The organism is Desulfovibrio sp. 1188_IL3213 (assembly GCF_036763145.1).
Taxonomy (GTDB): Bacteria; Desulfobacterota; Desulfovibrionia; order Desulfovibrionales; family Desulfovibrionaceae; genus Desulfovibrio.
The window spans coordinates 1-15,202 of sequence record NZ_JBAIYR010000030.1; the positions used below are offsets into that span (position 1 = coordinate 1).

At 55.6% G+C, this 15,202-nt stretch carries 13 protein-coding genes and 1 tRNA gene; 9 read left to right on the top strand and 5 right to left on the bottom strand.

All coding sequences use genetic code 11. The features are described 5' to 3' along the window. On the top strand, positions 1 to 412 hold a 412-nt coding region (locus V6C16_RS03205), incomplete at its 5' end, for a glycosyltransferase (RefSeq protein ID WP_333542769.1). Between the two features lie 260 nt (positions 413 to 672). Here the strand turns inward: V6C16_RS03205 and V6C16_RS03210 are convergent. Continuing rightward, positions 673 to 3,555: an EAL domain-containing protein gene (locus V6C16_RS03210; RefSeq protein WP_333535158.1), complete on the bottom strand. Its 2,883-nt coding sequence runs from the start codon at positions 3,553 to 3,555 to the stop codon at positions 673 to 675. An 893-nt stretch (positions 3,556 to 4,448) separates the two neighbouring features. On the opposite strand from V6C16_RS03210, the gene V6C16_RS03215 reads away from it, so the two are divergent. Next, entirely contained in the window at positions 4,449 to 4,763 is a 315-nt protein-coding gene (locus V6C16_RS03215; protein WP_333535159.1) for a helix-turn-helix domain-containing protein, read from the top strand. 56 nt (positions 4,764 to 4,819) lie between these two features. Here V6C16_RS03215 and V6C16_RS03220 read toward each other — a convergent pair whose 3' ends face one another. After that, on the bottom strand, positions 4,820 to 5,932 hold the full coding sequence (locus V6C16_RS03220) for a pyridoxal-phosphate-dependent aminotransferase family protein (protein ID WP_333535160.1): 1,113 nt from the start codon (positions 5,930 to 5,932) through the stop codon (positions 4,820 to 4,822). A 302-nt stretch (positions 5,933 to 6,234) separates the two neighbouring features. On the opposite strand from V6C16_RS03220, the gene V6C16_RS03225 reads away from it, so the two are divergent. From V6C16_RS03225 to V6C16_RS03255, 7 genes are all read left to right on the top strand, one after another. Further along, on the top strand, positions 6,235 to 7,614 hold the full coding sequence (locus tag V6C16_RS03225) for an amino acid permease (RefSeq protein ID WP_333535161.1): 1,380 nt from the start codon (positions 6,235 to 6,237) through the stop codon (positions 7,612 to 7,614). Between the two features lie 250 nt (positions 7,615 to 7,864). Beyond that, complete coding sequence (locus tag V6C16_RS03230; RefSeq protein ID WP_333535162.1) at positions 7,865 to 8,758, top strand: DMT family transporter; 894 nt, start codon at positions 7,865 to 7,867, stop codon at positions 8,756 to 8,758. Positions 8,759 to 9,290: 532 nt separating this feature from the next. Continuing rightward, a complete protein-coding gene (locus V6C16_RS03235; RefSeq protein ID WP_333535163.1) occupies positions 9,291 to 9,515 on the top strand; it encodes a FeoA family protein in 225 nt (74 codons plus the stop codon). A gap of 14 nt (positions 9,516 to 9,529) precedes the next feature. Continuing rightward, positions 9,530 to 9,754 (top strand): FeoA family protein, encoded by a 225-nt coding sequence (locus V6C16_RS03240; RefSeq protein WP_333535164.1) that lies wholly within the window; start codon positions 9,530 to 9,532, stop codon positions 9,752 to 9,754. After that, entirely contained in the window at positions 9,751 to 12,234 is a 2,484-nt protein-coding gene (gene feoB, locus V6C16_RS03245; RefSeq protein ID WP_333542770.1) for a ferrous iron transport protein B, read from the top strand. Before V6C16_RS03240 ends, feoB begins: the two co-directional genes overlap by 4 nt. An 18-nt stretch (positions 12,235 to 12,252) precedes the next feature. After that, a complete protein-coding gene (locus V6C16_RS03250) occupies positions 12,253 to 12,570 on the top strand; it encodes a hypothetical protein (protein ID WP_333536386.1) in 318 nt (105 codons plus the stop codon). Positions 12,571 to 12,803: 233 nt separating this feature from the next. After that, positions 12,804 to 13,628, top strand: coding sequence for a DUF4198 domain-containing protein (locus tag V6C16_RS03255; RefSeq protein WP_333536382.1), 825 nt, complete (start codon positions 12,804 to 12,806; stop codon positions 13,626 to 13,628). Between the two features lie 270 nt (positions 13,629 to 13,898). On the opposite strand, the gene V6C16_RS03260 is transcribed toward V6C16_RS03255, so the two are convergent. The 3 genes from V6C16_RS03260 to V6C16_RS03270 form a co-directional block, all read right to left on the bottom strand. Then, positions 13,899 to 14,096 (bottom strand): hypothetical protein, encoded by a 198-nt coding sequence (locus V6C16_RS03260; protein ID WP_333536381.1) that lies wholly within the window; start codon positions 14,094 to 14,096, stop codon positions 13,899 to 13,901. Between the two features lie 764 nt (positions 14,097 to 14,860). Beyond that, positions 14,861 to 14,936 (bottom strand) — tRNA-Thr (locus tag V6C16_RS03265). Between the two features lie 71 nt (positions 14,937 to 15,007). Beyond that, positions 15,008 to 15,202, bottom strand: a 195-nt coding sequence (locus V6C16_RS03270; protein ID WP_333542771.1) for a hypothetical protein, incomplete at its 5' end; no start/stop codon positions are given.

Sequence of the window (15,202 nt, forward strand, 5' to 3'; positions counted from 1 at the left end):
GGAGCAGCGGGTTCGCGTGCATGTGCTTGGGCCGCGCACGCTCAGGGAATATCGGGAGCTTTTGCGCTCCTCTACGGCCTATGTCTACCTGGCCGCGCCCCATGCGCTGACCACCGGCCTGCTGGAGGGCATGGCCTGCGGAACGCTGGTTATCGGCTCTGATACGCCGCCTGTGCGGGAGATCATCCGGGACGGCGTCAACGGTTTTCTGTGCAGCTTCTGGGACGCGGAAGGCATGGCGCGCACTATAGCCGATGCCTTGGAAAATGCCCCCTCGTTGGGACAGGTTCGTGTTGGCGCGCAACAGACCATATTGCGCGAGTTCGATGCTGAAATGCAGACGAGGCGGCTTATGAGCCTTATCCTGCACAGCATGGAGCAGAAGAAAAATGAAGAAAGCGCCGACACATAACGCTTTAGATTTTAAGCCTTAACCCTTCAAAAAAGCCGCGCGTTCCCCAATGTCTTGCCTTTTACCGGCGTCGCCCGACGGCGCACTCCCCCCTCCGGATTGAGCGGCAGGACGGCTGCCAGAGTCAAGGACGTTTACGTCGCAGCATGTTTTTTCCAGCATGCGGCATTTTCGATAGAGCAGATTACCTTTGAGAATATACATTCTCAAAGGTAATCTGCTCTACATCTGGAACGTACATTCCCAAAGGCGCTCTACATCTAGGTGATAAGCATTGCCAGGCGGGCCTCAAATTCGTGCTCGGGTTCAGGCCGGGCATAGTAGTAGCCCTGGGCCTTGAAGCAGCCAAGCCGCATGAGGATGGCTGCCTGCTCGGCGGTTTCGATCCCCTCGCAAATCACTGACATTTCAAGATCCAAAGCCATGCGTATGATATTGCCGAGCACTGTCTGCGCTCTTTGGCCGGGCAGGTCGCGCAAAACAAAGCTGCGGTCGATCTTGATGACATCGGCATTGAGCATTTGCACAAGCCCCAGTGAGGAATAGCCCGCGCCGAAGTCGTCAATGGCGGTCTTGAATCCGTACTGTTTGAGCTGGATGAGACGCAACCAGGCCGCTTCGGGATTTTTCATGATGACGCTTTCGGTTATTTCCACTTCCAGCAGTTCGTGGGGGATGGCGTAGCGGTCGGCTATTTCTGCCAGTTGCCGGGGAAATTCGGGCCGATCGAAATGTACGCGCGAGAAATTGCATGAAACCGTATACAGCGGCAGGTTGCGCAAGCGCCAGCTTTGCATGGCTTTGCAGACCTGGGTGAACACGTGCATGTCAATGTCCATAATCAGGCCGTTGCGCTCGAAAAGGGAAATAAAGCTGTCGGGCATGAGCAGGCCGCGAGTGGGGTGGTTCCACCGCACCAGAGCCTCACTGCCGATAATGGCGCCTGTGCGCATGTCCACCTTGATCTGATACCAGGGAACCAGCTCGCCCTCCTTGAGGGCGGTTTCAAGCCTGCCGTTAAGCTCCTGGTGCAACAGGGCCTCTTGCCGCATATGCTCGTCATAAAGCATCAGACGGGTGCTGCCGTTGCGCTTGGCCTCGCGGCGCGCATAGTTTGCCAGGTCAAGCATGAGCTGTACGTCGCGCCCCTCTGTGCCGCTGACAATGTAGGCTCCGTATACCGTTTTGATCTTGTACGGCATTTCTTCCTTTTGCCGCCAGATGTCCAGGCTTTCATCCATATGGCGCAGCCGCGCCAGCAGCAGTTCCCATCCCTCATAACGCAAAAACAGCGAGTACATGTCGGCCGAAGCACGGGCGCAAAGCTCGCCTTCGGCCACATTGTTTCGCAAAATGTCGCCGTAGGCACGCAACAGGTTGTCCCCACTGGAGAAGCCGAACTGGTCATTGATGGCCTTGAATTGGCTGATATCGCCAAACAGCAGAACATATGCCTTTTTGCCGGTATTTCCGAGAAGTTTGGCACAATCCTGGCGGAATTTGTACAGATTGGGCAGGCCGGTGAGCATGTCACGGTGCAGCAGCATCTGTATGCGTTTATTGCTGCTGGACTTGATGGCGAGGTTGATGCCCATGAGCAGGGTGACAGTGAGAAAAAACAGCATAAGAGCGCTGAAAGCGCTTATGGGATTCTGACTGATGAATTCAGTGAGCGAGGTCTCACGCTGCAGGGGATCGGTGTCGGATGCCATTGCGCCAATGGCCCCGACGGGCAGCGATTGCAGGCCCTTGTCGAGGATGGAGTACAGGCGCAGGTCTGCATGACGCGAAACGCCCATTCTGAGGTTGCTGAAGTACTTGTCCGCCGGATTCACAGACAGGCCCGCATAACGCGGGTCTTTCAGCAGGTGGGCCGCAGCGTACACGTCGGTATAGGTCGTGTCCGCTTCGCCGTTGACGAGCGCGTCAAGGCATTCGGTGAGATTGTCGTAATAGCGCGCTTCTTTATCATTGTTGTCGGCGGCCACCTGGGCAGAGATCAGGCAGCCCCGGCGCAGCGCCATGCGCCGTCCGTTCTGGGGCGAGCCGTCATGGCGGTATACCTGAACCACCGCCGTGCGCATATAGGGCCGTGTGGTGCGTATGCGCAGTTCTTTATCCCATAAAAAGTTTCCGGAAAGAGCACAAACAATGTCCGCCTCTCCGCTGGTGACCATGCTCAGGGATTGGGCCATGGGCATGGGCATGAACTGGAAGTTGAGTCCCGTCATTTTTGCGATTTTATTGAACAGGTCAGCAACCGTGCCTGAAAATTCGCGAGTTTTCTGATTTTCCCAGGTCAGGGGAGGGCAGTCGGGGTCATAGGTAACGATAACGGGCTTGCCTTCATTCAGGTACAGATGCTCATCAAGGGTAAAAAGAGGCTGTTCGGCCATATTGACGGAAAGATATTTGCCGTACAGCTCATGAGTGGCAGCAATGCGTTGCGTGATCCGGCGCTGCTCTGCGTTGAGCATGGCAAGCAGATCCGGTTTCTTTGGGGTAACGGCAAGATAAAAGGGTTCCGGAGAAAAATGGGCCACCACGCGAAGGCTTGTATTGATGTTGGGCTGGCTGGTGGCGACGCCGTCCACTTCCTTGTCGTGCAGGGCCTGTAGCATGGACGCGCGGCTGGTGTAGGCAACGGGGTGTATGTTTATGCCCAGGTTGCGGGCATGGGCCGCAAGGGCTGGAACGTCTCTGCTGCCGAGAATGACGCCTACGCGCATGCCGTCAAACGCCGTCTGCGTGTCGTGACTGTAGCGTGTGTCGTCCGATCTGACGGCAATGGTGACAAAGGAAATGGCAAGGGGCAGGTCGGGAAAGAGCATGGTGTCTTCCCGGTCGGGCAGGTAAAAGGTGCAGGGCAAAAGGTCTATCTGGCCGCGCTCGAGCAGATGCAGGCCGCGAGCCCAGTCGCCGCAGTCCACAATTTTATAGCGCATTCCCGTATTGACTGAAATTTCATGCAGAATCTTAAAGACCGTTCCCCGGTAGTGTCCGGTCCGGTCGCGTGCCATATAGTCGCCAAAATCAAAAAAGCCCACGCGCACGACCTCTCCGGCAAGAGCGGGCGTGGAAAAAAATAAATAGAAGAGTATGGCGAGAAGCGGCAGAAAAACTCTGTATTGAAACTTCTTCATGAGCGCTTTCCTCAGGGGTCGCAGGTCGTTAGGGAAGCGTTTGCTCAATGCTGCCAGGGCAGACATGTCATGTGGGCTTTGAGGTTTGCAGGGGCCGTTGCTTGACTTCGGGGAGTGCGACGCAACCGGCGCACGGGTAAGAGAGTGTGTCTGCATATCACAGCATTCTGGTATGACAGGGGGCCAGTTTGGGGATCTGTCGCAACTGCACGGCAGATCCGCAGTAAATTGATAAATCACTCTACCTTTATGGAATTGTTGATGCAAGTATCAAAAGTTTATTGCACCTAGTTTATATTTTTAATTAGGGATATATTGAGTTTTTTATAGTTAATACCTTGAAATAAAAGTAGAAAAATATATATTCGCTAAAGGGGGCGATATCGTCCTGGTAATGATGTCAGTTCGTATTGTTACTTTGTAGCGCACGGTAGAAAGAAGGCCGCTCATTTTTTAATGTATATTTTTATAAATATGTACTTATATATTTCGCTATGGATATCATATATTAAAGTTGTTGGCGTATATTTATATTTTATTGATGCTGTTTGTTGGTACTTATATTTATGAATTAATAATCATGTATTATTAATGTATGATTATTATATGTAATGCATAACTAGAATATTGTGATCAATTTTTGTTATATATAAATATAGCAATATTTTAAATTTATGCACATGAATGTTTTAAAGTTTGTCATTTATGTAAAGTATATATGTACTGGAAAAATAAACAACAGGAATTCTTGATATATGGATAGTTTTAAAGAAGTATTTTTCGGTTCAAGGCGGCAAAAAAATGATAAATATTGGGAAAATGTAAACTATAGTTCTCGATTTGTGAGTGCTATAGTTCATATTCATCGGCATGTTTTGGTGTAATTAAACCTTATGAAAGTATATCCGTACCTTTCGGGCGCCATTGCAAGGGTGATTGAGGCCCTGCGCGCAGAATGCGGCATGACCAAGTCATCATTGGCTGACTTTGCCTGTCTCGAACGACGCTATCTGCGCGATATTGAACAGGAACTGAAACGACCGACGGTCAATGCCGTCTACTCTATCTGCGAGGCGCTGCGTGTGCCGCCGGAGGAGTTTTTCAGGAGGGTTTCGGAAGAAATTGAAAAAAAGCGAAACAGCGAGCGTCGCGTTCATTGCGGAACAAGCGCGCCGGCCATGAAAAAAATTGATGCAAAAAAGGCCTGAGAGAGGAAGGCGCGGGCAGCGGCCGGCCGCTGCCCGCGTTTCTGTTTTGTGAAGACTTATTGGCCGAGGCAGGCCCGAACGGCGGCAAGAAGCTTGTCAATGGCTTCAGGCCGCGCGCCCTCACCCATGACGCCCACACGAATGACCTTGCCGGCAAGCGCCCCAAGGCCGCCCGCCACTTCGATCTTGTGTTTTTCGCGCAGGCAGGCGCGCAGGGCGTTGGCGTCCACGCCCGCAGGGGGAATGAAAAGGTTCACCTGCGGGGCCGCACCTTCCTTTACATACATGCTGAAGCCCATTTCCGCCAGGCCGTCCGCCAGGCGGCGATGCATGGCCTTATGGCGCGCAAAGGCCGCATCCAGCCCTTCTGTCAGCAGGTTATCCAGGGCCTGATGCAGGCCGTAGTACATGTTGATGGGCGCGGTATGGTGGTACACGCGGGGTGAGCCTTCCCAGTACTTGCGGATAAGTGAAACATCAAGATACCAGTTGGGAACCTTGTGTTTGCGCTTGCTCATGGCCTGCATGGCGGCTTCGGAAAAAGAGGCGGGAGCAAGGCCGGGAGGTACGGAAAGGCACTTTTGCGAACCACTGTAAAACGCGTCCACTCCCCAGTTGTCCACCTGCACATCCACGCCGCCAAGGCCGGCCACACTGTCTACCATATAAAGCGTGTCGCTGCCCTTGACCAGTTCACCGATTTCGGCAATGGGATTGTTGACGCCCGTCGAGGTTTCGGCATGCACCACGGCCAGAATTTTGTAATGCTTTTTGCCCAGTTGGGCTTTGACATCCTCAACCTTTACGGGCGTACCCCAGGGGCTTTCCACCACATCCACCTCCGCGCCCAGGCGTGAGGCCACCTCGACCATGCGGGAACTGAACACGCCGTTGTTGACCACAAGCACAGCGTCGCCCGGTTCCACAAGGTTTACGAAGCAGGCCTCCATGCCCGAAGAGCCGGTACCCGACAGGGGAAAGGTGACCACGTTGCCGGTTTTGCACACGGCACGAAGCTGCTCCTGGATGGCGTCCATCACCTTGATGCAGTCGGGGTCAAGATGCCCCAGGGTGGGCAGGCTCATGGCCTGGAGAACATTGGGGGCAACGGGGCTGGGGCCGGGGGCCATCAGCAGAACATGGTCAAGCGATCCCAAAACTGTACTCATGGCGGTCTCCTGTGGTTGACGGCTAATGCCCGTCAGGGCTGGTTATTCCGACGCCCGCACGGACGGGCGTCCGCCGCGCGGCACGCAGCTTAAAATTTTTATTTTTCAAATAAATTTTACGATACCATGCGGCATCTGTCCAGCGGGCGGATGTACTTTTCGCACAAAGGGACAAAAAAATGCTGTCCTGCGCCACATGCCCGTAAAAGACCGCACAGAGCGGCGCGGCATGTTCCGGCGGCTTTTCAAAGCTTCATTATCCTGATATGCCTTGCCGAATCATTTTAACACACGAGCCGGCTATGAAAAAAGAAACACCAGAGCTTCACCGTGCCTTGAAAAACAGGCACATTCAGTTGATCGCCCTTGGCGGCGCCATTGGCACGGGCCTTTTTCTCGGATCTGCGGGAACCATCCAGATGGCCGGGCCTGCCGTCATACTGAGTTACGCCATTGGTGGCTTTATCGCCTTTCTCATTATGCGCCAGCTTGGCGAAATGATGGCTCAAGAGCCTGTGGCCGGCTCGTTCAGTAACCTTGCCTACAAGTACTGGGGCGAGTTTCCCGGTCTTCTTTCCGGCTGGAATTACTGGATTCTTTATGTGCTGGTGGGCATGTCGGAGCTGACGGCCGTTGCCGTTTATGTGCAATACTGGTTTCCGGGCATAGAGCCGTGGCAGACCACGGCTTTTTTCTTTATTCTCATCAATGTGGTCAATTTGGCTCAGGTGGGCGTTTTTGGCGAAATGGAGTTCTGGTTTGCCTCCATCAAGGTGGCGGCTATTGTGGCAATGATTGCGCTGGGAACGTTTCTGCTCGTCACCGGGGGCGCCGGACCCGATGCCAAGGTAAGCAATCTCTGGGAGTATGGCGGCTTTTTTGCCAGGGGCTGGGGCGGCGTGTTCACCTCGCTTGCGGTGGTGAGCTTTTCTTTCGGCGGGCTTGAGCTTGTGGGCATAGCTGCGGCGGAAGCTTCCGATCCGCAAAAAACCATTCCCAAAGCCGTCAACCAGCTCATCTACCGTATCCTGATATTCTACATCGGTGCGCTTACGGTGCTCCTGATGCTGCACCCCTGGAACCAGCTTGGCGCTTCCATGGGCAAAAGCCAGTGGGCCGAGGCTATGGTAGCCAGCCCCTTTGTGCAGATTTTTGACCTCATCGGCATTCCTTCGGCCGCGCATGTGCTGAACTTTGTGGTGCTGACCGCGGCCCTTTCCGTTTACAACAGCTGCGTTTACTGTAACAGCCGCATGCTTTACGGGCTGGCGCTTCAGGGCAACGCGCCCAAGGTTCTGGCTGCTGTGAGCGCCAGGGGAGTTCCGGTTTACGCGCTGATGATTTCCTCCGGCGCAACCCTGCTGTGCGTGTTGCTGAACTTCGTCATGCCCGCCAAAGCTCTGGGGGTGCTCATGGCGCTGGTGGTGACGGCCCTTGTGATCAACTGGGCCATGATAAGCCTGACCCACCTGAGGTTCAGGGCCGCCAAGGCAAAGACCGGGGAAAAGATAGTTTTCAAGGCGTTCTGGCATCCCTGGTCCAACTATCTCTGCCTGATCTTCATGGTGGTGGTGTTTGTGGTGCTTGTGCAGATTGATATGGCCGCTTCCGTCTATGCGGCGCCCATCTGGCTGCTCTTTGTGTGGTTTGGCTACAAGATGAAGAAGCACTATACGCAGTAGCGCCAGCCCCGGTTTTGCGTTTTGGCCCCCGCCCGCTTTCCGGCCTGACCGCTTTCGCAGGCAAGGTCCCTTTGTGCCAAAGGGACCTTGCTTTTTTGCGTCCGGCCGCCTGCGGGCATAGCCGGCGGACGAAGACGTCGCCAGACGGTTCACTTTTGCAGAGGCGCGGGCTATCATGGCGGTCTGCCGTTTTTTGGGCAGCGCGTCTGCGGGTACTGCCCGCCCAGAGAGGAGATAAAGGTTCACGCCTATGCAGGACAAAAGTATTTTTCAGCTCAGCCGGGGCGAATGGGCTTTGGTGGGTATCACCATCATATGGGGTACAACCTTTCTTATCATTCGCAACGCCCTGGACGTGACCGGGCCACTGTTTTTTGTGGGCCTGCGTTTTGGCTCGGCGGCGTTGGCGCTGACCCTGGTTTCTCTGCCTGTCCTGCGTGGCCTGACCTTGCACGAGCTTTTTGCCGGTTCGATCATCGGGTTTTCGCTACTGGGCGGCTATGCCTTGCAGACCTTTGGCCTGCAAACCATTACCGCCAGTAAATCTGCTTTTATAACAGCGTTTTATGTACCTACAGTGCCGCTGTTGCAATGGCTCTTCATGCGGCGTCCGCCCAGCAAGATGGGCTGGCTCGGCATCGGCTGCGCCCTGCTGGGGCTGATCATGCTGGCCGGGCCGGACGGCGTTTCGCCGGGCTTCAGCACAGGGGAACTGCTTACCTTGCTGGGGGCCGTGGCATGCGCGCTGGAGATCCTGTTCATCAGCTATTTTGCGGGTACGGTTAACGTGCGCAGGGTTACTGTGGTGCAGGTGACTGTGACCGCCTTGCTGAGTTTCAGCCTGATGCCGCTGGCAGGGGAATCCGTGCCGGAATTTTCCTGGCTGCTGGCGTGCAGCGCCGGGGGCCTGGGGCTTGCCACGGCCCTTATCCAACTGGTCATGAACTGGGCGCAGAAAAGCATTTCGCCCACAAGGGCCACCCTGATTTACGCGGGCGAACCTGTATGGGCGGCCATTTTCGGGCGCATGGCCGGTGAAAGACTGCCTTTTTTGGGGCTTGTGGGCGGCGCGTTTGTGGTGGCGGGTGTGCTTATAAGCAATCTGAACCCGCGCCGTAAGGCAAAGAAAAAAGAGTCCGTATAGGCGGCGGGGCTGTAGGCGACAGAGATCTGTTGGACGGCAGTGGCAGAGAGATGTCGGGCAACACTGTCCGGTAGGCGGGCTTAATCTGTCGTATGTCCGCTCTTTGGAACGGGGCAGTGGAGCCAGACCCGTGCTACGATGACTGTCCGCCGTGGGCTTGAGCGGTGCTGTGCATGCTTCGCCTGTGTCCATGCCGTCTGGACGCCCTTGTTTTATATATATCTATAATTGATATCTGATGTCGTAAGAAGAGGTGCACAGCGCAGTTCTTTACGGCCTGTTTTTTGCGCCTGTTTTGCTGGTGCGTATGGCTCTGCAGCATGGGCCTCTTTGTGGGTTTGGCCTCGCGCACTGTACCCTTTTATTGATGTAACATATTTAATTAATTTATATTTTTATAGTATTGAAGTAAATGCGGCCTTAGGGTGTTTGTGCGTGTTTTCAGAATATTTTTTCCGTGTTGACGTAAAGCCGAGAGAAGGGTATCTAAAACGAAATTCAATTTTAATTTCATTATATATCGGGTGTTAGTATGTCGCACACAAAAACTCTTCAGACGGTCGGCACGGGCCGGACAGTCTTTGTCCTTGCCGTCAATGCGGCAGAGGCAGAATTGCAGCGCCTTGAGTCCATCGGCGTTTTACCCGGCGTGGAACTGGACGTGCTTGCCGATAACGGCGGGCCAATTCTTGTGGCAGTGGGCGAGGCACGGGTGGCCGTGGAACGCGAACTGGCCGCGTCGGTTATTGTTGCGTAAGCAAGGAGCATTTGATGACACTCAGCAAGATGGTTCCGGGCGATACCGGCAGCGTAAAAGATATCAGCGCCACCGGCGCCCTCGGCCAACGGCTGATGGATCTGGGTTTTTACCCCGGCGCGCGAGTGCGCGTTGTGCGCAATGCGCCGCTTGTGGACCCTGTGGAAATTGAGCTGGACGGTTACCACGTCAGCCTGCGCCATGACGAAGCTGATCTTGTGGAGGTTGACGGGCAATGAGTTCCCCCTTGTTAGCGGCTCTGGCCGGGCAGCCCAACTGCGGCAAATCCACGTTGTTCAACATGCTCACCGGGGCGCGCCAGCATGTGGCGAACTATCCCGGCGTCACCGTGGAAAAAAAGACAGGGTACTTTAACCTCAGCGGCCGCAAGGTGGAGCTTGTGGACCTGCCGGGAACCTACAGCCTGACCTCGTATTCGCTGGAAGAAAAAGTGGCGCGTGACTTCATTCTTGAAGCCTCGCCCCAGGTCACCATCAACGTGGCTGACGCGGCCAACCTCAAGCGCCACATCTATCTGACCCTGCAGTTGCTGGAAATGGAAACGCCGCTCGTGCTGGCTCTCAATATGATGGACGTGGCCGAACGGCGCTCGATCAAGATTGATGTGGACGGGCTGGCCCGCGAACTGGGCATTGCCGTTGTACCCACGGTGGGTAAGAAAAGCAGTGGAGTGCAGGCATTGCGCGCGGCTTTGACCGCCGCGGCGGAAGGCGGCCCAAGATCTGCATTTGTCGTGGATTACGGCCCTATGGAGCCGTATCTTGCCGAGCTTGCGGGCCTGATTGCCCATGAGAAAGCTCTGGCCGGGCTGCCCGTGCGCTGGCTGGCTGTGAAGCTGCTGGAGAATGACGAAGCTGCCGTTGCTCTGGTGCAGAAGCGCTGCGGCGAAGCGGCCGACATTCCGGCCAGGGTGGCGGCCATGCGCGAGGGTTTCGCCGCCGCGCAAGGTGTTAACGCCGAACGGCACGTGGCCTTTGCCCGACACCGCACGGCTGCCGCGCTGGCCTCACGGCATGTGAGCCTGCCCGCGCAGGGAACCACAAGCCTTTCCGACAAAACGGACAGGTTTGTTTGCCACAGATTTTTCGGCCCGCTCATCTTGCTGACTATTCTGCTGGTTCTGTATCAGATATCAATCGTATTCGGCGGGGATGTGGCGGCCATGATCTGGCCCCTGTGGGACAATGCCCAGAATGCCCTGGCGGGTTTTTTGCCCGCGTCCGGCTTTCTTGAAGACCCGCTCTTGCGTTCGCTGGGCGTGTGGGTCATGCGCAGCGTTACGGCCATCCTTAATTATCTGCCCATATTCTTTCTTCTTTTTGCACTTATCGCCATTCTTGAAGACAGTGGCTACATGCCGCGCATGGCCTTTATTCTGGACCGCGCCTTTCGACGTTTCGGCCTGCACGGGCAATCCACGCTGCCGCTTATCCTTGGCGGCGTGTATGTGGGCGGCTGCGCCATCCCCGCAGTCATGGCTACCAGGGCCATTCCGGACGAAAAGGCCCGCCTGGCTACCATTCTCATTGCGCCCATGATGAACTGTCTGGCCAAGGTTCCGCTGTATCTCATATTGATCAGCGCCTACTTTGCCGCCAACAGCGGCATGGCAATGTTTTTCATTGCCACCATCACCCTGTTCATGGCGCTTCCCGTGTCCAAGGCCCTTTCGCTTACCCTGTTGCGGGGCAAGCCCAGCGCGCCCTTTATTATGGAGATGCCGCCCTATCACCTGCCCACCATCAGGGGCGTGCTTTCGCGCGCCATTGAGCGGGTGTGGATATTTGTGCGCAAGATCTTCACCGTGGTGCTGGCCGTGGCCGTGGTCATCTTTGCGCTCATCAACTTTCCCGGTCTTGGGGAAGAGCGCATGGCCGTGTACGAGAAAAAGTCCGCAAAAGCCATGAGCGATTTTGTCAAGGCCGTGGACAAGACCGGGCTGGCCGGGCAGTTCACCCTGGATGACGTGACGCCCCTGCTCTTGTTTGAAGAAGCCCTCAAGGATGCCAAGCGCAGCGTGACGGATCAGGACGCCTCGGACAAGATTGATGCGGCCTTTCAGGAAAAAAGCCCGCTCTATTTCACCATTGTGAGAGCTGTGGGAGAGGACGGCAAGGCCCTGCGCCCTGCGCTGCGCAAGCTGATGGGCGCGCGCAAGCAGTTGCGCCGCGAACTGCGCGAAGAAACCTTTGAGCACAGCGCCCTGGGCATGGCGGGCAAGGCTCTGGAACCGGTAACGCGCCATGCCGGCTTTAACTGGAAGATCAATATTGCCCTGCTTTCGGCCTTTGCGGCCAAGGAAAACAGCGCGGCAACCCTTGGGGCCATTTACGGCCTTGATGGCGACGCCCCCGTGCAGGACAGCATGCGTGAGGACGCTACCGGCTTTACCCCGTTGCACGCCCTGGCGCTCATGCTGTTCATGGCCCTGTATCCGCCCTGCGTACCCACCTCCGTCATGGTGCGGCTGCAATCCAATTCCACGGGCTGGATGCTTTTTTCCATCTTTTATCAGACCTGCCTGGGGCTGGCGGTGGCTACGCTGGTATTTACCGGCGGTACGCTGCTGGGGCTTTCAGGCTGGCAGGCCATGTGGATTTTTTACGGTCTGTGCGTGGCGCTGACCATTGTGATGGGCATGATACCCGAACCTGAAAGCAGAAAAAAATTGGACGCCAAAAAGCCGGTCACGGCATAACATCTTAAGGAGGATATGATGAAAAATCTTTTTCTGGCCGCAGTGCTCGGCCTGACCATGCTCTTTGCTACCGCAGCCCTGGCGCACAGCCCCCTGTGCAGCTGCTTTGACAACGGCGACGGAACCATAACCTGCGAAGGCGGCTTTTCTGACGGTTCCTCGGCTTCCGGCGTGAAAATGCAGGTGGTGGACGGCAGCGGCAAGACCCTGCTTGAAGGCAAGATGAACAAAGACAGCGAATATAACTTCAAGAAGCCCGAGGGCGCGTACAAGGTCATTTTTGACGCCGGTGACGGCCACAAGGTGGAAGTGGACGGCTCCAAGATCGTTCAGTAAGCCATTTTGCTTTAAGATGTACGTCTCAAGGCGTCAGGGCGCTCGGGAGGGCGCCGAACAGAGTAAGCAGATAGCGCTTGAGCCGTAAATAACCAGGTTTACGCCTTCGTGGCAGCCGTCTGCTCACGCCGACGGTGGGACAGTTTCAAGGTGAAATTGTGCGGCAGGCCGCATTGCGACCGTTTTTTGTCATAAACTATAGACTTTGAAATTCAAATTCTATTGGAGGTTTTATGAAAAGCATCAAAACCCTGATCTTCGCCGGGCTTCTGGCCCTGATGGCCGTACCCGCCCAGGCGCACTTCATGGTCATGTACACGCCGGAAGTGGCGAAAAGCGAACCCGGCGACCTCGACGTCCGCATTGTCTTCACCCACCCGGCCGAAGCCGGACACACTATGGATATGGGCGGAGTGAAGGAGTTTTATGCCATGTATCAGCGTGGCGAAAACGAGCCGAAAAAAATCGACCTCAAGAGCACGCTGAAGCCCATTACCTGGAAAAATCCCGAATCCTCCGGCCCGGCCTTTTCGGCCCTGATTCCCCGCAAAGACATGCGCTCCATGGGCGACTACACCTTTGTGATGGTTCCCGGCTACTATCTTGAAAAAGAAGAAGACGTTTACATGCAGCAGATCACCAAGCTGGTGGTCAACGTGGGCGGCATTCCCGGCAACTGGCACACCGCGCTGGGCCTGCCCTGCGAAATCGTGCCCCTGATCAAGCCCTATGGCGTGTGGACCGGCAACGTGTTCAAGGCGCGCGTGCTTTCCGGCGGCAAGCCCGTGCCCAATGCCGAGGTGGAAGTGGAATACATGAACCACATGCCCGACCTCAAGGCCAATGCCATGACCAAGAAGGGCACAGTCAAGTACCCGCACGATGCGTTTGTTACCCAGACCATCTTTACCGATGATCAGGGCTATCTGACCTTCGGCATTCCCAAGTCCGGCTGGTGGGGCTTTGCCGCGCTTGGCGTAGGCCCGGACAAGGAATATCAGGGCAAGGAGCTTTCTCAGGACGCCGTCATCTGGGTCAAGGCCGTAGACATGAAATAGGTTTCCGGCAGAGCGGCTGACCGTTGTTGCGGTGAGCCGTTTTGCGTCAGCGCGGCCTGCTTCGCGCAGGTCGCCAGTCAGGATGATACAAGCGCCCGAGACGGCAATGGCCCGGTACTTTTATTGTCTGACATGATATGGAAGAGATGCCATCGTGTGTGGAAAATGCCCGGCCAGCCGGGCATTTTCGCTTTTTTGCGGCATGGCATGAGTAAGGCCCACGCGGCGTGGTCACCGCGTGGGCCTGTTGCGTCACAGTCTGGCCGCTGCCTATTTTTTCACTTCAACCCAAACAGGGTTGGTGACGGCGTAACGGCCCTTGCCGTCCATTACTACGAAGTTGTACCAGGTGTCCTTTTCGGGCTTGGCCTCAAAGGTATAGGTGACGGCATCCGTGGTGTCATTGAACTCTTCTTTGCTTACAGGTTTGCCTTCGCTGTAGACCTCAATGCTTTTCAGGCCATGCACGGCCTGCAATTCCGTGCTCAGCGCAACGGCTTGCCGTGTGAACGGTCAAAGCCGCAAGGCAGATGCGCACGTAAAATTGTGCTTTCGCAGCAGCGCCAGAATCGGCCGGAAAAACGTGGGCGAATTTTCTGGAGGCAATCTCTGCGGCCAAAGGGCGGCATGATTGAAAACAGGAAGAAGGAGGCAGGCGGCGGTCAGTAAAAAAAGATGTATAATCTCATGTCACATGAACTTGCTGCGATACATTTTCTTGTCGCCATGCGGCGGTATTACGCTGCGCGAGCCGTGAAAAAAATCGCAAGGGCAGGCATATGCCGTCTGCTGTGCGCCGCTGATCGCAGGGCGAAAAGCGCGCAAAACATCTCTCCTGTAGGCAGAAGTTCCAGCAGTTTCCCGCTACGCCTTTATAAAAGGCCATTTCTGACTTGCTAGAGCCTAGTTTATCTTCAGGGTTTTTTAATAAAAATTTTTGGAAAGTCAATAGGTTGTCAAATAAAGCATGCTGCGTAGGGCGGCAGGGCCTCCTGCTGGGCCGTTGCCCTCCCGTGCGGGGGAGCGTTGCCGTGAAGGGTGGTGGCTGTGCTGATGGAGGGGGCGTTTTTTTGTATGGCGCGACAGGTTGCCGCCACAGTGCAGGCGGGGGGGCAGGGCAATTGGCCCCCCCCAATGCGGCGGAGCGCAGGCAAGACAGGTTGCAACGGCACAGAAAAGGCACGCAGACAAAAAAAGGTCACTGCCGAGACAGTAACCTTTGATTGATTTCATGGAGCCCTTGAGCAGGATTGAACTGCTGACCTCATCCTTACCAAGGATGCACTCTACCGACTGAGCTACAAGGGCGTTGTAACGAAAAATGCTTTTAGCTCATACCTGGTTTATGGTCAAGCATTTTATGCAGGATTTTTGCATTTTTATGCAGATTGCTCACTGTTGCCTGTGCCGGATTCCATGAGCAGCTTGTGTACCGCGCGAAAAACCGCCCGTCGGGCATGGGGGGCGCTGCCGTCGGCCATTTCCCTGCGGGCCTTGAGCACCAGATCGCGCAAGTCCTCGCCTGTGACCGCCCGGCCATTGCGCTGATCTTTTCCCGTGGCGGCGGGGTGCGC